This window comes from Pseudomonas sp. YQ_5 (assembly GCF_043103305.1).
GTDB classification, from domain to species: domain Bacteria; phylum Pseudomonadota; class Gammaproteobacteria; order Pseudomonadales; family Pseudomonadaceae; genus Aquipseudomonas; species Aquipseudomonas putida_Y.
Genome location: NZ_JBICJS010000063.1, coordinates 10497 through 30675, shown reverse-complemented (window position 1 = coordinate 30675; position 20179 = coordinate 10497). Strand labels below are relative to the sequence as shown.

Genomic DNA, 20179 nt, shown 5'->3' with positions numbered 1-20179 from the left:
GGTTTTCCTTGTCGCTTCAAGCGCGAAACCTGCCGCTCTGGAGGCCTCTCAGGCTTCCTGCATGAACTGCTGCCGATACTGGTTCGGCGACAACTCGGTGTGCTGGCGGAACAGCCGCGCAAAGAAACTGGCATCGTCATACCCCACCTCGTAACTGATGGTCTTGATGCTTTTGCGCGTACTCGACAACAACCCCTTGGCTGTTTCGATGCGTAGCCGTTGCAGGTAGTGCAGGGGCTTGTCACCTGTTGCGCCCTGGAAGCGGCGCATGAAGTTGCGGATGCTCATGCCGTGGTTGCGGGCCACATCCTCAAAGCGGAACTTGTCGGCGAAGTGCTCCTCCAGCCAGTGCTGGATCTGCAGGATGATCAGGTCCTGGTGCAGCTTCTGCCCGCCAAAGCCCATGCGCCCCGGGGTGTAGTTGCGTTGTACTTCGTAGAGGATATCGCGGGACACCGCACGGGCCACGTTGGCGCCGCAGAAGCGTTCGATCAGGTAGATGTACAGGTCGCAAGCTGAAGTTGCACCGCCGGCGCAATAGATATTGTCGGCATCGGTCAGGTGCTTGTCCTGGTTCAGGCGGATCTGCGGGAAGCGTTCGGCAAAGCTGTTGAAGAAGCGCCAGTAGGTGGTCGCCTCCTTGCCATCGAGCAGGCCGGATTCGGCCAGCCAGAACACGCCACTGGCCTCGGCGCACAGCACCGCGCCACGCGCGTGCTGTTCACGCAGCCACGGCAGCACCTGAGGATAACGTTGCAGCAGGTTGTCGAAATCATCCCAGTAGGCCGGGAGGATGATCACATCGGCGTCGTCCAGGCCGCCGTCAACCGGTAACTGCACATTGCTGAAGCTGTCCACGGGCTGGCTGTCGGGGCTCACCAGGCGGATTTCGAACATGGGCTGCAAGCCCAGGCCCAGCTGCTTGCTGTAGCGCAGACTGGCGAGGTGGAAGAAGTCCTTGGCCTGCATCAAGGTCGAAGCGAACACCTTGTCAATGGCCAGGATGCTGACGCGCCGCAGCGACGCTGAGGGTTGGGTAAACATCATTGTCATTGTTCTTATAGGGTAGAGTGGTCAATCACCGGCTGGATCGTCTTATTTTTTGGCGATTGTGTCTACCCCATGGAACAGCGGCGCGCAGTGTTTGGCTCAAGGCGCCGGGTTGGGTTGTTCCTGATGAATGGCTTCGATCGCTGTCAGCAGATCGGCGCTCAGGTTCAGTTCAAGGCTGGCCAGGTTGCTGTCCAACTGCTGCAGGCTGGTGGCGCCAATGATGTTGCTGGTCACGAACGGCTGTCGGGTGACGAACGCCAGGGCCATTTGCGCCGGGTCCAGGCCGTGCTCGCGGGCCAGCTGCACGTAGCGGCTGCAGGCCGCCACGGTCTGTGGGTTGGAGTAACGGGCAAAGCGGCTGAACAGGGTCAGGCGTGCATTGTCCGGCCGTGCGCCGTTCTCGTACTTGCCAGAAAGCATGCCGAATGCCAGCGGCGAATAGGCCAGCAGGCCACATTGCTCGCGTATGGCCACTTCTGCCAGGCCCACCTCGAAGCTGCGGTTGAGCAGGTTGTACGGGTTCTGGATCGATACCGCCCGCGGCCAGCCATGGCTCTCGGCCAGTTGCAGGAATTTCATGGTGCCCCACGGCGTTTCGTTGGACAGGCCGATATGACGGATCTTGCCCGCACGTACCTGCTCGTCGAGCACCTGGAGGGTTTCTTCCAGTGGGGTGAAGTGATCCTGCGGCAGGTGCTGGTAGCCCAGCTTGCCGAAGAAGTTGGTGCTGCGCTCTGGCCAGTGCAACTGGTACAGGTCGATCCGGTCGGTCTGCAGGCGCTTCAGGCTTTCGTCCAGCGCCGCGACGATGTGCTGACGGTTGTGCTTGAGCTGCCCGTCGCGGATATGGCTGATGCCGTTGCCCGGGCCTGCAACCTTGCTGGCCAGGATCCACGCGTCGCGGTCGCCATGTTCACGGAACCAGTTGCCGATGATGCGCTCGGTGGCTGCGTAGGTTTCCGGGCGTGGAGGGACCGGGTACATCTCGGCGGTGTCGATGAAGTTGACCCCGGCGGCCTTGGCCCGGGCAATTTGTGCGAAGGCCTCGGCCTGGATGTTCTGCTCGCCCCAGGTCATGGTGCCCAGGCACAGGGCGCTGACGTTGAGGTCGGTACGGCCGAGCTGGCGGTATTCCATCGGTTATTCACTCCTTGGCGATAGAAGCCAATCAAAGCAGGTTGAAATTTTTCGCGCAATCTGGATAATTCAGCCCCTCTCCGCGTGGCGGAAGTGATGCACCATCACGCAGGAAGAACCCCGTCGAACATTGGCGTGCCCGACCCGAGCCCCCAAAAGCGTCTGTGTTCGGCTGCGCGCTTGCCCTTGGCAAGCTGTGCACTATCCAGTAAGATTCGCCGTCTATTTTTCGCTGGGCGGCCTCTGAGGCTTTAGAGAATGAAAACTTTTACTGCTAAACCGGAAACAGTAAAGCGCGAGTGGTTCGTAGTCGACGCCGCTGGCCAGACCCTGGGTCGTCTGGCTACCGAAATCGCTACCCGTCTGCGTGGCAAACACAAACCAGAATACACCCCTCACGTTGACACCGGCGACTACATCGTCGTTATCAACGCCGAGCAGGTTCGTGTGACTGGTGCCAAGTCTTCCGACAAAATGTACTACTCCCACTCCGGTTTCCCAGGCGGTATCAAGGAAATCAACTTCGAGAAGTTGATCGCCAAGGCCCCTGAGCGTGTTATCGAAACTGCGGTCAAGGGCATGCTGCCTAAGAACCCGCTGGGTCGCGACATGTACCGCAAGCTGAAAGTGTACGCGGGTGCTGCTCACCCACACACTGCTCAGCAGCCTCAAGAACTGAAGATCTAACGGGATAGTTCATTATGTCGGCGACTCAAAATTACGGCACTGGCCGTCGCAAGACCGCAACCGCTCGCGTATTCCTGCGTCCGGGTACTGGTAACATTTCCATCAACAACCGTTCTCTGGACGTGTTCTTCGGTCGCGAAACCGCTCGCATGGTTGTTCGCCAGCCGCTCGAGCTGACTGAATCCGTTGAGAAATTCGACATCTATGTCACCGTTTCCGGTGGTGGTGTCAGCGGTCAAGCCGGTGCGATCCGTCACGGTATCACCCGCGCTCTGATGGAATACGACGAAACCCTGCGTGGCGCTCTGCGTCGTGCTGGCTACGTCACCCGCGACGCTCGTGAAGTTGAGCGTAAGAAAGTGGGTCTGCGTAAAGCGCGTAAGCGTCCTCAGTACTCCAAGCGTTAATACCGCTTCGGCAGTCGAAAAAAGCCCGGTTCCTTGGAACCGGGCTTTTTTTTTAGGCTTGAACTAACCTGTCAGCAGTCAGTGGCCGCTTGTCGCATAGACGCAGATCAAGCAAAGCGCGGGTTGTCGCCCTTGCCGGGGTAATCACCTTGTCAGTGTGTGGATTTGTTTCTTACCATGGCGGCCAATTTTTAGTGCCATTGACACAACCTAAGTACAGGCCAGGTCCAACTGGCCAAGCAAGCTGATGGGAGAGGACTGAATGAGCAATGACGGCGTCAACGCAGGCCGGCGCCGCTTCCTCGTAGCCGCGACATCCGTGGTCGGGGCAGCGGGGGCAGTGGGGGCTGCGGTACCGTTCGTGGGGTCATGGTTTCCCAGTGCCAAGGCGAAAGCCGCAGGTGCACCGGTGAAGGTCAACGTCGCCAAGGTCGAGGCAGGGCAGCAGATGGTGGCCGAGTGGCGTGGCCAGCCCGTATTCATCGTGCGGCGAACTGAGGAAATCCTTGGCAATCTGAAAAAAATCACGGCTGACCTGTCCGATCCCGAGTCCAAGGCCTCGGTACAGCCGGCGTACGTCGACCCTGAGGTTCGCTCGATCAAGCCGGAAATTCTCATTCTCGTCGGCCTGTGCACGCACCTGGGCTGTTCGCCCCTCTTTCGGCCGGAAGTGGCACCCGCTGACCTCGGGCCGAAATGGGTAGGTGGTTATTTCTGCCCGTGCCACGGCTCCCGCTATGACCTGGCTGGTCGTGTCTACAAGTCCCAGCCGGCGCCTCTTAACCTGCCCGTGCCACCGCACTCTTATGAGTCGGACGAGATCATCGTCATTGGCGTCGACCAGGAGAAAGCATGATGAGCAAGTTCATGGACTGGATTGATGCTCGCTTCCCCGCCACCAAGATGTGGGAAGACCACCTGAGCAAGTATTACGCACCCAAGAACTTCAACTTCCTGTACTTCTTTGGCTCGCTGGCATTGCTGGTGCTGGTCAACCAGATCGTGACCGGCGTGTGGCTGACCATGAGCTTCACGCCCTCGGCGGAAGAGGCGTTTGCCTCGGTCGAGTACATCATGCGTGACGTGGAATACGGCTGGATCCTGCGCTACCTGCACTCCACGGGTGCGTCAGCGTTCTTCATCGTGGTCTACCTGCACATGTTCCGCGGCCTGCTCTACGGCTCTTATCAGAAGCCTCGTGAGCTGGTCTGGCTGTTCGGCATGCTGATCTATCTGGCGCTGATGGCTGAAGCGTTCATGGGCTACCTGCTGCCATGGGGGCAGATGTCGTACTGGGGCGCCCAGGTGATCATCTCGCTGTTCGGTGCCATCCCGGTGATCGGTGGCGACCTTACTCAGTGGATCCGCGGTGACTACCTGATCTCGGGTATCACCCTGAACCGCTTCTTCGCCCTGCACGTGGTTGCCCTGCCAATCGTGATTCTTGGCCTGGTGGTGCTGCACATCCTCGCCCTGCACGAAGTGGGTTCGAACAACCCTGATGGTGTCGACATCAAGAAGAAAAAGGACGAAAACGGTATTCCGCTGGATGGCATTCCGTTCCACCCGTACTACACCGTCAAGGACATTGTCGGCGTGGTGGTTTTCCTCTTCGTGTTCTGCGCCGTGGTGTTCTTCTTCCCTGAAATGGGCGGTTACTTCCTGGAGAAACCGAACTTCGAGCAGGCCAACGCTTTCAAGACGCCAGCGCACATCGCGCCGGTGTGGTACTTCACACCGTTCTACGCAATCCTGCGCGCGGTGCCTGACAAGTTGATGGGCGTCATTGCCATGGGTGCGGCCATCGCCGTGCTGTTCGTGCTGCCCTGGCTCGACCGCAGCCCGGTACGCTCCATGCGTTACAAGGGTTGGATCAGCAAGGCCTTCCTGCTGGTGTTCTGCGTGGCCTTCGTCATCCTCGGTGTGCTGGGCGTACTGGCACCGACACCTGGGCGTACCTTGTTGTCGCAGGTGTGCACGGTGCTGTACTTCGCCTACTTCCTGCTGATGCCGTTCTATACAAGGCTCGAGAAGACCAAACCGGTTCCGGAAAGGGTGACTGGCTGATGAAAAAGTTGATTGCAGTATTGTTGCTGGCAGTGATGCCTGCCTTTTCCTTCGCTGCCGAAGAGGGCATGGAGCTGGACAAGGTCGATATCGACCTGACTGACAAAGCCGCCATGCAGGACGGTGCGCGCACCTTCGCCAACTATTGCATGGGTTGCCACAGTGCCAAGTTCCAGCGTTACGAGCGGGTGGCTGATGACCTGGGCATCCCGCATGAACTGATGCTCGAGAAGCTGGTGTTCACGGGTGCCAAGATTGGTGACCACATGCAGATCGGCATGAAGCCCAGCGATGCCAAGACCTGGTTCGGTGCCGCGCCGCCCGACCTGACCCTGGTGGCCCGCGTACGCGGTACCGACTGGCTTTACACCTACCTGCGCAGCTTCTATGAGGATCCATCGCGCCCTTACGGGGTGAACAACAAGGTGTTCCCGAACGTCGGCATGCCTAACGTGCTGGTTGGTCTGCAAGGCAACCAGGTGGTAGGTTGCAAGCAGGTGCAGACTGTGGTCGATGGCAAGAAGCAATTCGACCCGTTGACCGGCAGCCCGTTGACCCATGAAGCTTGCGATCAGCTGACCATTACGCCGAATTCCGGTACCCTGACGACCGAGCAGTTCGACGAGAAGGTCAAGAACCTTGTGACCTTCCTGGCCTATTCGGCCAACCCAGTCAAGCTGGAAAGCCAGCGCATCGGTACCTATGTGCTGCTGTACCTGGCTTTCTTCTTCGTATTCGCCTACTTGCTCAAGCGTGAATACTGGAAGGACGTGCACTGATCACGCAGTAGTTTCTGGTTGTTGAACGCGCCCGGGGTGGCCTAGCAGTATTGCCAGGCCACCCCGGGCGCGTTTTCATTTAAAGTTGCACAAGCATCCGTGCGAGGAGCCGCTACATGGGCGCAACCAACAGGTTAGCCTGCTATTCCGATCCCGCTGATCACTATTCTCATCGGGTGCGCCTGGTTCTGGCCGAGAAGGGCGTCAGCGTGCAGTTTATCGATGTCGATCCCGCCCGCCTGCCGCCGAAGCTGGCCGAGGTCAATCCTTACGGCAGCGTGCCGACCTTGGTCGACCGTGACCTGGCGTTGTATGAATCGACCGTGGTAATGGAATACCTTGAGGAACGTTACCCGCACCCGCCGCTGATGCCGGTATACCCGGTTGCGCGTGGCAACAGCCGTCTGCTGATGCACCGCATCCAGCGCGACTGGTGTGCCTTGGCTGATACCGTGCTTGACCCGCGTAGCAGTGAAGCTGCCCGAACCGAGGCGCGCAAGGCCTTGCGCGAAAGCCTGACCGGGGTCTCGCCGTTGTTCAGCGAGTTCGCCTGCTTCATGAGTGATGAGCAAAGCCTGGTCGATTGCTGTCTATTGCCCATACTCTGGCGTTTGCCGGTGTTGGGTATCGAGTTGCCGCGGCAAGCCAAGCCGCTGCTGGATTACATGGAGCGCCAGTTCGCCCGCGAGCCTTTCCAGGCGAGCCTGTCCTCCGTAGAACGTGAAATGCGCAAGCTTTAAGGAGCCGTTGATGAACTCCAGTCGCCCCTATCTGGTTCGAGCACTGTACGAGTGGATCGTCGACAACGATTGCACGCCCCATATGCTGGTCAATGCCGAATTCCCGAAAGTTCAGGTGCCGGATGGTTTCGCCAGTGATGGCCAGATCGTCTTGAATATCTCGCCAAGTGCCGTGCGCAGCCTGCACATGGACAATGACGCGGTCAGCTTTGAGGGGCGCTTCAGTGGCGTGGCTCACTCGCTGTTCGTGCCGGTTGGTGCCATCCTGGGTATCTACGCCCGCGAAAACGGCCAGGGTATGGTCTTCGAGCTGGAGCCGTCTTCGATGGATGGCGACGAGCTGGAAGGCGATGATGTGCAGCCGGATGACGATGGCCCGCCAGACGATGGAGGGCAGCCGCCGCGTCCGAGTGGTCGGCCAAGCCTGAAAGTGGTCAAGTAACAAAAAAGGCGATCCAGAAGGATCGCCTTTTTGCTGGCAGTGAGTTTTCTGGCGCCTGTGAGCCCGGGCGTCGCCCGCGTGGCGCATCGCGCGCAGCAGGACGCAATATCGAGTCATGCGCCAAGGCGTTCGCGTGCAGATCCCACAGGGTTAATTGGCCCGAAACAAACGTAGGAGCGAGCGCCAGCTCGCGATGCGCCGCGCGGGCGGCGCCCGCTCTCACAGGCGCTATAAATCTCAATGCAGACCAATCAGTCGATGTACTCAAACAGCTTGACGATCTTCTGCACCCCCGACACGCCCTGCACTACGGCAGTGGCCGAGTTGGCTTCTTGGCGGGTGACCAGGCCAAGCAGGTAGACGATGCCGTTTTCGGTAATCACCTTGATGCGCGAGCTGGGCACGGCACTGTCAGTCAGCATCTGGGTCTTGATCTTGGTGGTCAGCCAGGCGTCGTTGTTGCGCGCCAGAATGGAGGAAGGCTGCATCACTTGCAGCTCGTTGTGCACTCTCTTGACTCGCTGTACCTGGCTGGCGGTTTGCTCAGCGAGGCTCTTGAGGTCGGCGCGCGGGGTCTGGCCGGCCAGCAGGACGATGCCGTTGTAGCTGCTGACAACGATGTGCGAGCCCTTGTCCAGGTCTGGGCTGGCCTTGGAAATGTTCACGGCGGCCTTGGTTTCGATCAGCGAGTCGTCGATCTTGCTGCCAATGGTGCGCGTGCCGCGATCGTCCTCGATCGGCGAATTGCGGGTAGAGGTGAGTACCGAGCTGCAACCAGTGACGCTCAGGCACAGGGTCAGGGCCATCAGGCCGAGGCGCATAGGGGTCATTCTTCACTCCCGAACAGTTGGCTGTCGATCAGATCGCAAAGGCAGTGGATCGCCAGCAGGTGGACTTCCTGGATGCGCGCAGTAACTGTCGAAGGCACGCGGATTTCCACGTCCTCGGGCAGCAGCAGCGAAGCCATGCCGCCGCCGTCGCGACCAGTCAATGCTACGACAATCATTTCACGGTCATGCGCGGCCTGGATCGCCTGGATCACGTTGGCCGAATTGCCGCTGGTGGAGATCGCCAGCAGAACGTCACCGGGTTGGCCCAGGGCGCGGATCTGCTTGGAAAAGACTTCGTTGTAGCTGTAGTCGTTGGCGATCGAGGTCAGGGTCGAGCTGTCGGTGGTCAGCGCGATGGCTGGCAGGCTGGGACGCTCGCGCTCGAAGCGGTTGAGCAGCTCCGATGAAAAGTGCTGGGCATCGCCGGCCGAGCCGCCGTTGCCGCAGGCGAGCATCTTGCCCTCGTTGAGCAGCGCATTGACCATGACCAGGCTGGCCTGCTCGATGTGCGGTGCCAGGATGTCCATTGCCTGTTGCTTGGTTTCGATGCTGGCCTCGAACAGCCGGCGAATTCGGGATTGCATGTCCATCTGGTGACCTTAAATGGGGCGGTGGCCTTTGCTACGCGCAACTACGACCAGCCCGCGATACATAGAGCAAAAAAAACGAAGTGGGTTCAGCATTCGAAGGCGTTTTTCAGCCATTGAAGCGGTCTGCCTGCATGGTGGCTGCCCTGCAGGGCGACTACGTCGAAGCGGCAGGGGTGGTTGCCCCAGTGGGGCTCCTTCTGCAGGAACAGGCTGGCGGCGAGCACCAACCGTTTCTGCTTGCGCCAGTCGATGCTGTCGAGGGCGCCTCCGAAGCCCGCGTGCAACCGGTAGCGGACTTCGACGAATACTACTGTATCGGCGTCGAGCATGACCAGATCAAGCTCGCCGCCTTTGCATCGCCAGTTACGCACCAGCAACTGCAGCCCTTGCCCCTGAAGGTACTCAAGGGCTTGGGTTTCTGCCGCTTGCCCGGCACGGGTAGGCGATGCTGCGGCCATCAACGCACGGTGTCAGGCAGGCGCTTGACTTGGCCGCCAGTAAACTCGGCCCATGGCAACTGGCGCTCGACGCGCTGGTTGGCATTGATGCTCAGGCTGCCCGAAAGCCCCAGGATGCGGTTGTCCGGAAGCGCTTTCAGTTGGCCCAGGCGCGGCGCCAGGCTGTAGGCATCGACGCCCATGGCGTACAGGCGGCCGAGGCTGCCAGCGGCTTGCGGCCACTGCTGTACAACCTGTTGACGCAGACTGTTGCTGGTGTCGAGCAGCCACGGTGTTTCGCAGAAGCGGATGCCGTTCATGTCATTGTACTGGTTGACGTCACCGCTGGCGCTGTACAGGTTCGAGGTGGCATAGACCGGCACGTCACCGGCGTACTGGAAGTTCAGGGTCGGCTTGATCTGCTGCGCCTGTTGCGGGGTCGAGGCGAGGAAGATGAAGTCGATGTCCTGGCGGCGCGACGGTTGTGCCGCGATGCTGCCGCCCACCGTGCTTTGCAGGCTTTTGGCGCGGCCTTCGCTTTGGCGCAACTGGAATAGGTCGGCAATCTGTTGGGCCAGGGCGACCGGCTGAGCGATACGCTCGGCGGCGAGCAGGGTTCCGCCATTGCCTTCCCAGTCCTGACGGAAGGCGGCCAGGACACGGTCACCCCATTCGCCGCTCGGTACCAGGGCTACGGCGCGGACCATGCCGTCGGCGCGGGCGCGGCGGGAGACTTCACGGGCTTCGTCTTCGGCAGCCAGGCCGAACTGGAACAGTTGCGGCGGGGCTTTCTGGCCGGCGTCGGCGTAGTTCAGGGCCAGTGTGGTGATCGGCAATTGCGGTTTGGCGGCCAGCTGCTTGACCAGCGGTTTTTCCAGCGGGCCAATGACCAGTTGCACGCCGGCGGCCTGCGCTTGGCGATAGAAATCGTCCAGCGAGCCGATGCGCGAGCTGTCGAATACCTGCACGGCAGGTGCCGGCTGGCCGGTCTGCTGGGCTTGGAAGTGGGCGGCCATGAAGCCATCGCGCAGGGCGCGGGCAACGCCGGCCAGTGGGCCTTCCTGAGGCAGCAGCAGGGCGATCTTGGTCAGCGGCTGGCTGGCAAGTTCCTTGAGCTTGATCAGGGCCAGCGGCAGTTGCTGAGCGGCAGGGTGGTCCGGATGCTGTTTGACCCAGGTCTCGATGGCCGCTTGCTGCTGCTCCAGGGTGCCGGCGCTTTTCACGGCGAACGCCAGGCTGGTCCAGCCTGCCAGGGCCTGATCGTTGGTTGGTTGCTGCAGTTGCTCTGCAGGCAGCGAGGCGATCAGGGCCCAGATGGCGTTATTGTTGGCGCTGGCGGCCTGGCCGCTGAGCAGTGGCGCCAGCAGAATGCGCTGCTGTGCGGCAGCCAGGGCCTGGCCATCGGCTTCGAGCGCGGCGGCGTGCACGGTGTAGGTACGCGCTTGCAGCTCTGGCGGCAGCTCGGCAAGGCGCTGCAGGCTGGGGTGGGCCAGGGCGGTCAGCGCTGCTTTGGGCTGGTTGCGGCTCATGGCCAGTTCAGCCGCTAGGGTGCTGGCGAACACTTGCTGGGCCGGCTTGAGCGTGTCCAGCGGGACCTGCTCGAGAATGCGTGCGGCGCGTGGGAAGTCCTTCTGCTTGAAGGCCAGGTCGGCCGCGCTCAGGCGCAGCAGGGCGGCGTCTTCTGCAGACTTGCTGGAGGCGGCCTTTTCAAGCAGTTGCTCGATGCTGGCGTCCGGGGTGCGTGGCAGTTCGCCCAGGCTGGATGAGGGCGAGCTGGCGCAGGCTGCCAGCAGGGCGGCGAGGCAGAGGGCTGTGAGCAGCCGCAGGCAAGCGATCATGTAAAGGTCCTGTTACTCGATCAAGTTGGCCGACAATTGTACCCAAGCACTGGCCGGGGCGCGATGTTGCTGTGTCGATCCTTCACTATAGGTGGCTTGTTCCTGATCGCCGGCGAAGTTCTTTACGCCCTGTTGCAGGCGCTCGGGCTACAATGGCGCCTTTGATCCGAATGACAGGTGTGCGCAGTGACTGATGTGGCAGGGGCTTCGAAATCCACGGTGGGGACGCTGTATGTGGTGGCAACCCCCATCGGCAACCTCGACGACATGAGCGCCCGGGCGCTGAAAGTGCTGGCGGACGTGGCCCTGATCGCCGCCGAAGACACCCGTCATTCGATCCGCCTGCTGCAACACTTTGGCATCGACACGCCGTTGGCCGCTTGTCATGAGCACAACGAGCGCGACGAAGGCGGGCGTTTTCTCTCCAAACTGCTGGCGGGTGAAAATGTGGCATTGGTCTCCGATGCCGGCACACCTCTGATTTCCGACCCAGGCTACCACCTGGTGCGACAGGCGCGTGCCGCAGGGGTGAGCGTGGTGCCCGTGCCGGGTGCCTGTGCCTTGATCGCCGCGCTATCGGCGGCAGGCCTACCGTCGGACCGCTTCATCTTCGAAGGCTTCCTGCCGGCCAAGCAGGCAGGGCGCCGGGCGCGCCTGGAGCAAGTGAGGGAAGAGCCGCGCACGTTGATCTTCTATGAAGCCCCGCATCGAATCCTGGAATGTCTTGAAGACATGGAGGCGGTATTTGGTGGCGATCGCCCGGCGTTACTGGCGCGCGAACTGACCAAGACCTTCGAGACCCTCAAGGGCTTGCCGCTGGCTGAGTTGCGGGCTTTCGTCGCTGGCGACAGCAACCAGCAGCGCGGTGAATGCGTGGTGCTGGTCGGCGGTTGGAGCGCGCCGGAGGGCGAGCAGGCCATCAGTGCCGAAGCTCAGCGAGTGCTCGACCTGCTATTGGCGGAGTTGCCACTGAAGCGGGCAGCGGCGCTTGCAGCGGAAATTACCGGGGTGCGCAAGAACCTGTTGTATCAACTTGCCCTGGAAAAGCAGAAAGCTGAGTAGTGGCAGTTTGATATAGATGTCGGTATCGCTTGTTCTTGCGCGCGCGTGCCGGTAACCTTGGCGGCGGAGAGTCGATCGGACAGTCGCTGCCTGTTTTTGTTCCGCAACTTTTTGTTGTGTGAGCAGCAGGGGGAGGAAAGTCCGGGCTCCATAGGGCAGAGTGCCAGGTAACGCCTGGGAGGCGTGAGCCTACGGAAAGTGCCACAGAAAATAACCGCCTAAGCACTTCGGTGCCGGTAAGGGTGAAAAGGTGCGGTAAGAGCGCACCGCACGGCTGGCAACAGTTCGTGGCTAGGTAAACCCCACTCGGAGCAAGACCAAATAGGGTTCCATCAGGCGTGGCCCGCGTCGGAACCGGGTAGGTTGCTAGAGGCGTCCAGTGATGGCCGTCGTAGAGGAATGACTGTCCTCGACAAAACCCGGCTTACAGATCGACTCTCCACCTTTCTTCCCCTGCTTGAATCGATAGCAGATCCCCTCTGGTAATACCGAAAAAATCTTACTCTTAATAAATTACTTTAACTTCGAACTCCATTCGCTTGCGTGGGTTTGATTTTTCTCGTGTTTTTTTCTCTCTGGCAGTCCTTCCACATTCCGTTGTTGCGCTAAATCTCGGTCCTGTAAGGCTTTTCCTTATGAACGTGCCTTGACGGTGCTGCGGGCGGATTCCTATAGTGTGCGCAAGTGGCAGAAAGTGGGATGAAGTGGGTTTTCTGGCACAAAAAAGCTAACATTGTGGGGAATCACAGCCGTGTTCCGCGGAGCCAACGCCGTCAGCCTCGATGCCAAGGGCCGTCTCGCCATGCCGAGCCGGTACCGTGACGAGCTCGACTCACGTTGCAATGGCCAACTGATCGTGACCATTGACGCCGTAGACCCCTGCTTGTGTGTTTATCCCCTCGATGAGTGGGAACAGATAGAAGCCAAGTTACGTGCCTTGCCATCGTTGCGTGAGGAAAACCGCCGCCTGCAGCGTTTGCTGATCGGTAATGCGGTTGACCTGGAGCTCGATGGCAGTGGGCGTTTCCTGGTGCCGCCCCGCCTGCGTGAGTACGCCAAGCTCGACAAGAAGGCGATGCTGGTGGGGCAACTGAACAAATTCCAGCTGTGGGATGAAGATGCCTGGAACGTGGTTTCGGCAGCCGACCTTGCAGCTATTCAACAACCGGGCGCCATGCCCGACGAATTGCGTGACCTGATCCTGTGACCATAGATAGCGGCTTCAACCACATTACCGTCCTGCTCGACGAAGCTGTCGAGGCATTGGCCCTGCGCCCCGACGGTTGCTATCTGGACGGCACTTTCGGCCGTGGCGGACACAGTCGTCTGATCCTCAGCAAGCTCGGGCCGCAAGGGCGGCTCTTGGGCTTCGACAAAGATCCACAGGCGATTGCCACGGGGCAAGCGCTGGCGGCCGAAGACGGCCGCTTTGTCATTGTGCAGCGCAGTTTTGCCGAACTGGGCACGGAGGTGGCAGCGCGCGGCCTGCACGGCAAGGTCAGTGGTGTATTGCTGGACCTGGGCGTGTCCTCGCCGCAGCTGGATGACCCAGAGCGTGGCTTCAGCTTCCTCAATGATGGCCCGCTGGACATGCGCATGAACCCGGACCAAGGCATCAGTGCCGCCGAGTTCATCGCCACTGCGCCCGTGGAAGAAATCGCCCGTGTCTTCAAGGAGTACGGTGAGGAACGCTTTGCCGGGCGCATGGCGCGTGCAGTGGTCGAGCGCCGCGAAAAACAGCCCTTCACCCGTACCGCCGACCTGGCGGAGGTGCTCAAAGTGGCCAATCCGGCTTGGGAAAAGGGCAAGAATCCGGCTACCCGTGCCTTCCAGGGCCTTCGTATTCACGTCAACAACGAGCTGGGTGATCTGGAGGCTGGCCTTGAGGCTGCGCTGGATGCGCTCGAAGTCGGTGGTCGCTTGGCGGTCATCAGTTTCCACTCGCTGGAAGATCGTATCGTCAAGCTGTTCATGCGCAAGCTGGTGAAGGGTGAGGCCGACAACCTGCCGCGGAACCTGCCGGTTCAGCACAAGGTCTTCGAGCCGAAAATCAAGCTCATCGGCAAGGCCCAGTTCGCCTCCGAGGCCGAGCTCAAGGCCAACCCACGCTCGCGTAGCGCCGTAATGCGCGTGGCGGAGAAGCTGCGGTGAGCAGGCTATTTGCCAAACCCTTGCCAGGCGGAAGCTTCCTGATGCTTCTGCTGTTCATCAGCGTACTGGTTTCGGCCATTGCCGTGTCCTACAGTGCGCACTGGAACCGTCAGCTGCTCAACACCCTGTACGGTGAATTGAACGAGCGCGACAAGGCTCAGGCTGAATGGGGCCGGTTGATTCTTGAGCAGAGTACCTGGACCGCTGCCAGTCGCATCGAGAGCCTGGCCTCCGAGCAATTGAACATGCGCGTGCCGTCAGCTGACGAAGTCCGGATGGTGGCGCCATGATGAAGCTCGAAGGCGCACTCTACCCGTGGCGCTTCCGTGTTGTGATCGGCTTGCTGGCGATCATGGTCGGTGCCATTTGCTGGCGCATCATCGACCTGCAGGTAGTTGACCGTGACTTCCTCAAGGGCCAGGGCGATGCGCGCAGCCTGCGTCACATCCCCATCCCGGCGCACCGCGGTTTGATTACCGACCGCAACGGTGAGCCATTGGCCGTGAGCACCCCGGTCACCACCTTGTGGGCCAACCCCAAAGAGATGCAGGCCTCCAAGGAGCGCTGGCCGCAATTGGCCGCAGCGCTGGGGCAAAACCCGCAGCAGTTGACCGAGCGCCTGACCCAGCAGGCCAACAAAGAGTTCATCTACCTGGTCCGGGGTCTGACCCCCGAGCAGGGCCAGCACGTGCTCGACCTCAAAGTGCCAGGTGTGTATGGCCTGGAAGAATTCCGCCGCTTCTATCCGGCCGGTGATGTGACTGCGCATATGGTCGGCTTTACCGACCTCGATGACCACGGTCGCGAAGGGGTGGAGCTGGCCTATGACGAGTGGCTGGCCGGTGTGCCCGGCAAGCGTCAGGTGATCAAGGACCGGCGCGGCCGGTTGATCAAGGACATTCAGGTAACCAAGAACGCCAAGGCCGGGAAGACCTTGGCGTTGTCCATAGACCTGCGCCTGCAGTACCTGGCTACCCGCGAGCTGCGCAACGCCATTGCCGAGCAGGACGCCAAGGCCGGCAGCCTGGTGATCATGGACGTCAAGACCGGTGAGGTCCTGGCCATGGTCAACCAGCCGACCTACAACCCCAACAACCGCCGTAGCATGTTCCCGTCAGCCATGCGTAACCGGGCGATCATCGACGTGTTCGAGCCGGGCTCCACGGTCAAGCCGATCTCCATGAGTGCGGCGCTGCAGAGCGGCCGCTGGAAGCCGAGCGACAAGGTCGAGGTTTACCCTGGCAGCCTTCAGATCGGTCGTTACACCATCAGGGATGTGTCGCGCAGCGAGGGTCCGATTCTTGATTTGACCGGCATCCTGATCAACTCCAGTAACGTTGGCATGAGCAAGATCGCCTTCGACATCGGCGGCGAGGCCATCTACCGGGTCATGTCCCAGGTCGGCCTGGGCCAGTACACCGGCCTTGGCTTCCCGGGCGAGCGTGTCGGCAACCTGCCCAACCACCGTGAGTGGCGCAAGGCCGAGACCGCAACCCTGTCCTATGGCTACGGCGTATCGGTCACCGCCCTGCAGCTGGTGCATGCCTACGCGGCGCTGGCCAACGACGGCAAGATGGTGCCGCTGTCGATCATCAAGCTCGACAAGACACCAGAAGCGGTGCAGGCCATCCCGAAAGAAGTCGCCGAAACCGTTCAGGGCATGCTGCAGCAGGTGATCGAAGCGCCGCGCGGCGTCTTCCGTGCCCAGGTGCCGTTCTATCACGTGGCCGGCAAGTCCGGCACCGCGCGTAAGGCCACCGTGGGTGCCAAGGGGTACACCGAAAACGCCTACCGCTCGCTGTTCGCCGGCTTCGGGCCAATGAGTGACCCGCGCTACGCCATCGTTGTGGTCATCGACGAGCCGAGAAAGGGGGGGTACTTCGGTGGCCTGGTTTCGGCACCTGTATTCAGCAAGGTCATGTCCGGCACCCTGCGCCTGATGAACGTGCCGCCAGACAACCTGCCGCCACCTGCACCCGCGGTGCAATCGCAAGTCAATGCAGCAGCCGCCAAGGGAGGGCGTGGATGATGACAATGCCATTAAGCAAGCTTTTCGCCCACGCCAGCCGTGATCCGTTGATTCGTGAGCTGACCCTGGACAGCCGCAGTGTGCGCCCGGGTGACTTGTTCCTGGCCGTACCGGGCGCCAAGGTCGATGGTCGCGAGCACATTGCCGACGCCCTGGCCCGTGGCGCTGCCGCCGTGGCCTATGAAGAGCAGGGTGCCAACGTGCTGCCGCTGACCGATGTGCCGCTGATTCCGGTCAAAGGGCTGATCGCTCAGCTGTCAGATATCGCCGGGCGCTTCTATGGTGAACCGAGCCGCCAGTTGAATCTGGTCGGCGTGACCGGCACCAACGGCAAGACAAGCGTTACCCAACTGGTAGCCCAAGCGCTCGACCTGCTTGGCCAGCGCTGCGGCCTGATTGGCACCCTGGGTACTGGCTTCTTCGGCGAGTTGCAGAGCGGTCGCCTGACCACGCCCGACCCGATTGCCGTGCAATCGACCCTCAACGACCTCAAGAAAGGCGGCGCCAAGGCCGTGGCCATGGAAGTGTCTTCCCATGCCCTGGAGCAAGGCCGGGTTGCCGCACTGGAATTCGACATCGCGGTAATGACCAACCTGTCCCGCGACCACCTCGACTATCACGGCAGCATGGAAGCCTATGAGGCCGCCAAGGCCAAGCTGTTCGCCTGGCCGAGCCTGCGTTGCCAGGTGGTCAACCTGGATGACGCCTTTGGTCGTCGTCTGGCCGCCGACTTTGCGCGCCGCCCGAGTGTCGACCATATCGAAACCCGACTGCTGAGCTACAGCCTGGAACGCCCTGAGGCCTCGCTGTTCTGCCGCGAAGCCGTGTTCAGTGACGATGGCGTGCGCGCCACAATCGTCACTGCCCAAGGTGAGCGTATCTTGCGCAGTCAACTGCTGGGCCGCTTCAACCTGAGCAACATGCTTGCCGCTGTGGCGACCCTGCTGGCGCTGGACTATGCGCTGGACGAGATCCTCAAGGTCACGCCGCAACTGCAGGGGCCGGTCGGTCGTATGCAGCGCCTGGGTGGCGGCGACAAGCCGCTGGTGGTGGTCGACTACGCACACACACCGGATGCACTTGAAAAAGTACTCGAGGCCCTGCGCCCGCACGCTCATGGCAAGCTGTTGTGCCTGTTCGGCTGCGGCGGTGACCGTGATCGCGGCAAGCGCCCGCTGATGGCCGAAGTGGCCGAGCGCCTGGCTGACCGCGTACTGGTCACCGACGACAACCCGCGTACTGAAGACCCGTTGCGCATCTTCGATGATATCCGCCCCGGTTTCGCCAGGCCTGACGACGTCGAGTTCGTCGCCGGCCGTGGCGAAGCCATTGCGCACCTGATCGCCACTGCCGCTGCCAACGATGTGATCGTGCTGGCTGGTAAGGGGCACGAGGATTATCAGGAGATCAATGGCGAGCGCCATGATTTCTCCGATTTGACCGAAGCCGAAAAGGCACTTGCAGCCTGGGAGGCTCCACATGCTTAAGCCGCTGTCACTCAGCCAGCTGACCACTGCCCTGAATGGTCAACACATCGGTGCCGACGCCACGTTTACCGGTGTCAGCATCGATAGCCGCAGTGTCAGCGCCGGGCAACTGTTCGTCGCCCTGGCCGGCCCGCGTTTCGATGGCCATGACTACTTGGCAGACGTGAAAGCCAAAGGCGCAGTAGCCGCCCTGGTCGAGCGTGAAGTGGCCGGTGTCGACCTGCCGCAGTTGCTGGTCAAGGATTGCCGGGTAGCACTGGGTCAGCTCGGCGCCCTGAACCGCGCCGCTTTCGACAAGCCTGTAGTGGCCATTACCGGTTCCAGCGGCAAGACCACGGTCAAGGAAATGCTCGCCAGTATCCTGCGCACCCGTGGCCTGGTTCACGCCACCCGCGGCAACTTGAACAATGACCTCGGCGCGCCGCTGACACTGCTGGAGATCGCCCCGGAGCACAGCGCGGCAGTGATCGAGCTGGGCGCCTCGCGCATTGGCGAAATCCGCTACACCGTAGGCCTGACACAACCGCAGGTGGTCATCATCAATAACGCCGGTACTGCCCACGTTGGCGAATTCGGCGGCCCGGACAAGATCGTCGAAGCCAAGGGCGAAATTCTCGAAGGCCTGGGCGAGGGCGGTATTGCCATCCTCAACCTGGACGACAAAGCTTTTGACATCTGGAAGGCGCGTGCCGGTACGCACAAAGTCGTCAGTTTCGCACGCAGCAACCCGAAGGCCGATTTCCACGCTTCAGACATTGGTCGCGATGCCCGCGGCTGCCCGTCGTTCACCCTGCATGGCGCCACGGAAACGGTGGCCGTGCAACTCAATGTGCTGGGTGAACACAACGTCAGCAACGCCCTGGCCGCCGCCGCCGCTGCACATGCCGTTGGTCTGAGCCTGAGCGGCATTGCCGCAGGCCTGGCGGCCGTGCAACCGGTCAAGGGACGTACCGTGGCGCAGATCGCGCCGAACGGGGTGCGGGTAATCGACGACAGTTACAACGCAAATCCCACCTCTATGTGCGCAGCCATTGATATACTCGCCGGCTTTTCCGGGCGCACCGTTCTGGTGCTTGGGGATATCGGCGAATTGGGGCAATGGGCGGAAGAAGGCCACCGTCAGGTGGGTGACTACGCGCGTGGCAAGGTCGACGCCCTGTACGCAGTAGGTTCCAACATGACACATGCGGTCAGGGCGTTCGGCGCTAATGGCCGCCATTTCGCTACTCAAGCTGAGCTGATCGATGCGGTTAGTGCCGAGAATGCCAGTGACACCACTATCTTGATCAAGGGCTCGCGCAGCGCTGCGATGGAAAACGTCGTGGCGGCATTGTGCGGTGCCAGCGGGGAGAAACATTAATGCTGCTGCTGTTGGCCGAGTATCTGCAACAGTTCCACAAAGGCTTCGCGGTCTTTCAGTACCTGTCCCTGCGCGGGATTCTTGGTGTACTGACCGCGTTGTCCCTGGCGCTGTGGCTGGGCCCCTGGATGATCCGTACCCTGCAAATTCGCCAGATCGGCCAGGCCGTGCGTAACGACGGCCCGCAATCGCACCTGTCCAAGTCCGGCACCCCGACCATGGGTGGTGCGCTGATTCTGTCGGCCATTGCCATCAGCACCTTGCTGTGGGCCGACCTGAGCAACCGCTATGTGTGGGTTGTGCTGATCGTTACCCTGGCGTTCGGTGCCATTGGCTGGGTCGACGACTACCGCAAGGTGATCGAAAAGAACTCCCGTGGCCTTCCGAGCCGCTGGAAGTACTTCTGGCAGTCGGTGTTCGGCCTGGCGGCAGCGGTGTTCCTGTACAAGACCGCGCCAACCAGCGTCGAGACCACGCTGATCCTGCCGTTCATCAAGGATGTCACCATTCCGCTGGGCGTTGGCTTCGTAGTGCTGACCTACTTCGTCATTGTCGGCTCGAGCAACGCGGTCAACCTCACCGATGGCCTCGACGGCCTGGCAATCATGCCGACGGTAATGGTCGGCGGCGCACTGGGCATCTTCTGCTACCTGTCGGGTAACGTGAAGTTTGCCGAGTACCTGCTGATCCCCTACGTGCCGGGGTCGGGCGAGCTGATCGTGTTCTGCGGCGCGCTGATCGGTGCCGGCCTGGGCTTCCTGTGGTTCAACACTTACCCGGCGCAAGTGTTCATGGGTGACGTCGGCGCGCTGGCGCTGGGCGCCGCGCTGGGCACCATCGCCGTCATCGTGCGCCAGGAAATCGTGCTGTTCATCATGGGCGGCATCTTCGTGGTGGAAACCCTGTCGGTGGTGATCCAGGTCGCCTCCTTCAAGCTGACCGGCAAACGCGTGTTCCGCATGGCGCCGATTCACCACCACTTTGAACTCAAGGGCTGGCCAGAGCCTCGGGTGATCGTCCGATTCTGGATCATCACCGTGATACTGGTATTGATTGGCCTTGCAACCCTGAAACTGAGGTAGA

General features: G+C 61.1%; 21 protein-coding genes and 1 other RNA gene. 16 read left to right on the top strand and 6 right to left on the bottom strand.

The features are described from left to right. Positions 1 to 48 precede the first annotated feature (48 nt). Both ACF8EA_RS15050 and ACF8EA_RS15045 read right to left on the bottom strand, forming a co-directional pair. On the bottom strand, positions 49 to 969 hold the full coding sequence (locus tag ACF8EA_RS15050; RefSeq protein WP_172402841.1) for a GlxA family transcriptional regulator: 921 nt from the start codon (positions 967 to 969) through the stop codon (positions 49 to 51). A 180-nt stretch (positions 970 to 1149) separates the two neighbouring features. Next, positions 1150 to 2190, bottom strand: coding sequence for an NADP(H)-dependent aldo-keto reductase (locus ACF8EA_RS15045; protein ID WP_176682601.1), 1041 nt, complete (start codon positions 2188 to 2190; stop codon positions 1150 to 1152). 258 nt (positions 2191 to 2448) lie between these two features. Here ACF8EA_RS15045 and rplM point away from each other — a divergent pair, with 258 nt between their 5' ends. The 7 genes from rplM (at position 2449) to ACF8EA_RS15010 (ending at position 7312) form a co-directional block, all read left to right on the top strand. After that, positions 2449 to 2877 carry a 50S ribosomal protein L13 gene (gene rplM / locus ACF8EA_RS15040; protein WP_003251819.1) on the top strand — a complete coding sequence of 143 codons (429 nt, stop codon included), beginning with the start codon at positions 2449 to 2451 and terminating at the stop codon, positions 2875 to 2877. Between the two features lie 14 nt (positions 2878 to 2891). Continuing rightward, positions 2892 to 3284 carry a 30S ribosomal protein S9 gene (gene rpsI, locus ACF8EA_RS15035; RefSeq protein WP_003251821.1) on the top strand — a complete coding sequence of 131 codons (393 nt, stop codon included), beginning with the start codon at positions 2892 to 2894 and terminating at the stop codon, positions 3282 to 3284. 262 nt (positions 3285 to 3546) lie between these two features. Next, positions 3547 to 4140: a ubiquinol-cytochrome c reductase iron-sulfur subunit gene (gene petA, locus ACF8EA_RS15030; protein WP_028697484.1), complete on the top strand. Its 594-nt coding sequence runs from the start codon at positions 3547 to 3549 to the stop codon at positions 4138 to 4140. Continuing rightward, positions 4140 to 5351 carry a cytochrome bc complex cytochrome b subunit gene (locus tag ACF8EA_RS15025; protein WP_028697485.1) on the top strand — a complete coding sequence of 404 codons (1212 nt, stop codon included), beginning with the start codon at positions 4140 to 4142 and terminating at the stop codon, positions 5349 to 5351. Before petA ends, ACF8EA_RS15025 begins: the two co-directional genes overlap by 1 nt. After that, positions 5351 to 6130 (top strand): cytochrome c1, encoded by a 780-nt coding sequence (locus ACF8EA_RS15020; protein ID WP_021784141.1) that lies wholly within the window; start codon positions 5351 to 5353, stop codon positions 6128 to 6130. The genes ACF8EA_RS15025 and ACF8EA_RS15020 overlap by 1 nt, the downstream gene beginning before the upstream one ends. A 116-nt stretch (positions 6131 to 6246) precedes the next feature. After that, complete coding sequence (locus tag ACF8EA_RS15015; RefSeq protein ID WP_021784142.1) at positions 6247 to 6870, top strand: glutathione S-transferase N-terminal domain-containing protein; 624 nt, start codon at positions 6247 to 6249, stop codon at positions 6868 to 6870. 10 nt (positions 6871 to 6880) lie between these two features. Further along, positions 6881 to 7312 (top strand): ClpXP protease specificity-enhancing factor, encoded by a 432-nt coding sequence (locus ACF8EA_RS15010; RefSeq protein WP_392522456.1) that lies wholly within the window; start codon positions 6881 to 6883, stop codon positions 7310 to 7312. Positions 7313 to 7563: 251 nt separating this feature from the next. On the opposite strand, the gene ACF8EA_RS15005 is transcribed toward ACF8EA_RS15010, so the two are convergent. The 4 genes from ACF8EA_RS15005 to ACF8EA_RS14990 all read right to left on the bottom strand — a co-directional run bounded on the left by ACF8EA_RS15005 (position 7564) and on the right by ACF8EA_RS14990 (position 11007). Further along, positions 7564 to 8142 carry a BON domain-containing protein gene (locus ACF8EA_RS15005; protein WP_021784144.1) on the bottom strand — a complete coding sequence of 193 codons (579 nt, stop codon included), beginning with the start codon at positions 8140 to 8142 and terminating at the stop codon, positions 7564 to 7566. Beyond that, on the bottom strand, positions 8139 to 8732 hold the full coding sequence (locus ACF8EA_RS15000; RefSeq protein ID WP_012053657.1) for a phosphoheptose isomerase: 594 nt from the start codon (positions 8730 to 8732) through the stop codon (positions 8139 to 8141). The genes ACF8EA_RS15005 and ACF8EA_RS15000 overlap by 4 nt, the downstream gene beginning before the upstream one ends. Positions 8733 to 8818: 86 nt before the next feature. Further along, positions 8819 to 9190 carry a YraN family protein gene (locus ACF8EA_RS14995; RefSeq protein WP_021784145.1) on the bottom strand — a complete coding sequence of 124 codons (372 nt, stop codon included), beginning with the start codon at positions 9188 to 9190 and terminating at the stop codon, positions 8819 to 8821. Beyond that, positions 9190 to 11007 carry a penicillin-binding protein activator gene (locus ACF8EA_RS14990; RefSeq protein ID WP_275966809.1) on the bottom strand — a complete coding sequence of 606 codons (1818 nt, stop codon included), beginning with the start codon at positions 11005 to 11007 and terminating at the stop codon, positions 9190 to 9192. The genes ACF8EA_RS14995 and ACF8EA_RS14990 overlap by 1 nt, the downstream gene beginning before the upstream one ends. A 186-nt stretch (positions 11008 to 11193) precedes the next feature. Here ACF8EA_RS14990 and rsmI point away from each other — a divergent pair, with 186 nt between their 5' ends. The 9 genes from rsmI (at position 11194) to mraY (ending at position 20178) form a co-directional block, all read left to right on the top strand. After that, complete coding sequence (gene rsmI / locus ACF8EA_RS14985; RefSeq protein ID WP_014592287.1) at positions 11194 to 12069, top strand: 16S rRNA (cytidine(1402)-2'-O)-methyltransferase; 876 nt, start codon at positions 11194 to 11196, stop codon at positions 12067 to 12069. A 67-nt stretch (positions 12070 to 12136) separates the two neighbouring features. Then, positions 12137 to 12512: RNase P RNA component class A (gene rnpB / locus ACF8EA_RS14980), an RNA gene on the top strand. Positions 12513 to 12820: 308 nt separating this feature from the next. Further along, complete coding sequence (mraZ, locus tag ACF8EA_RS14975; RefSeq protein WP_021784148.1) at positions 12821 to 13276, top strand: division/cell wall cluster transcriptional repressor MraZ; 456 nt, start codon at positions 12821 to 12823, stop codon at positions 13274 to 13276. Further along, positions 13273 to 14220: a 16S rRNA (cytosine(1402)-N(4))-methyltransferase RsmH gene (gene rsmH, locus ACF8EA_RS14970; protein WP_021784149.1), complete on the top strand. Its 948-nt coding sequence runs from the start codon at positions 13273 to 13275 to the stop codon at positions 14218 to 14220. The genes mraZ and rsmH overlap by 4 nt, the downstream gene beginning before the upstream one ends. Further along, a complete protein-coding gene (gene ftsL / locus ACF8EA_RS14965; RefSeq protein WP_021784150.1) occupies positions 14217 to 14510 on the top strand; it encodes a cell division protein FtsL in 294 nt (97 codons plus the stop codon). The genes rsmH and ftsL overlap by 4 nt, the downstream gene beginning before the upstream one ends. Next, positions 14510 to 16249 (top strand): penicillin-binding protein 2, encoded by a 1740-nt coding sequence (locus ACF8EA_RS14960; protein ID WP_162149598.1) that lies wholly within the window; start codon positions 14510 to 14512, stop codon positions 16247 to 16249. Before ftsL ends, ACF8EA_RS14960 begins: the two co-directional genes overlap by 1 nt. Further along, positions 16246 to 17736 (top strand): UDP-N-acetylmuramoyl-L-alanyl-D-glutamate--2,6-diaminopimelate ligase, encoded by a 1491-nt coding sequence (locus ACF8EA_RS14955; protein WP_392522454.1) that lies wholly within the window; start codon positions 16246 to 16248, stop codon positions 17734 to 17736. Before ACF8EA_RS14960 ends, ACF8EA_RS14955 begins: the two co-directional genes overlap by 4 nt. Further along, on the top strand, positions 17729 to 19096 hold the full coding sequence (gene murF / locus ACF8EA_RS14950; protein ID WP_392522453.1) for a UDP-N-acetylmuramoyl-tripeptide--D-alanyl-D-alanine ligase: 1368 nt from the start codon (positions 17729 to 17731) through the stop codon (positions 19094 to 19096). Before ACF8EA_RS14955 ends, murF begins: the two co-directional genes overlap by 8 nt. After that, positions 19096 to 20178, top strand: a complete 1083-nt coding sequence (mraY, locus tag ACF8EA_RS14945; RefSeq protein WP_016498046.1) for a phospho-N-acetylmuramoyl-pentapeptide-transferase — start codon at positions 19096 to 19098, stop codon at positions 20176 to 20178. The genes murF and mraY overlap by 1 nt, the downstream gene beginning before the upstream one ends. Position 20179 lies beyond the last annotated feature (1 nt).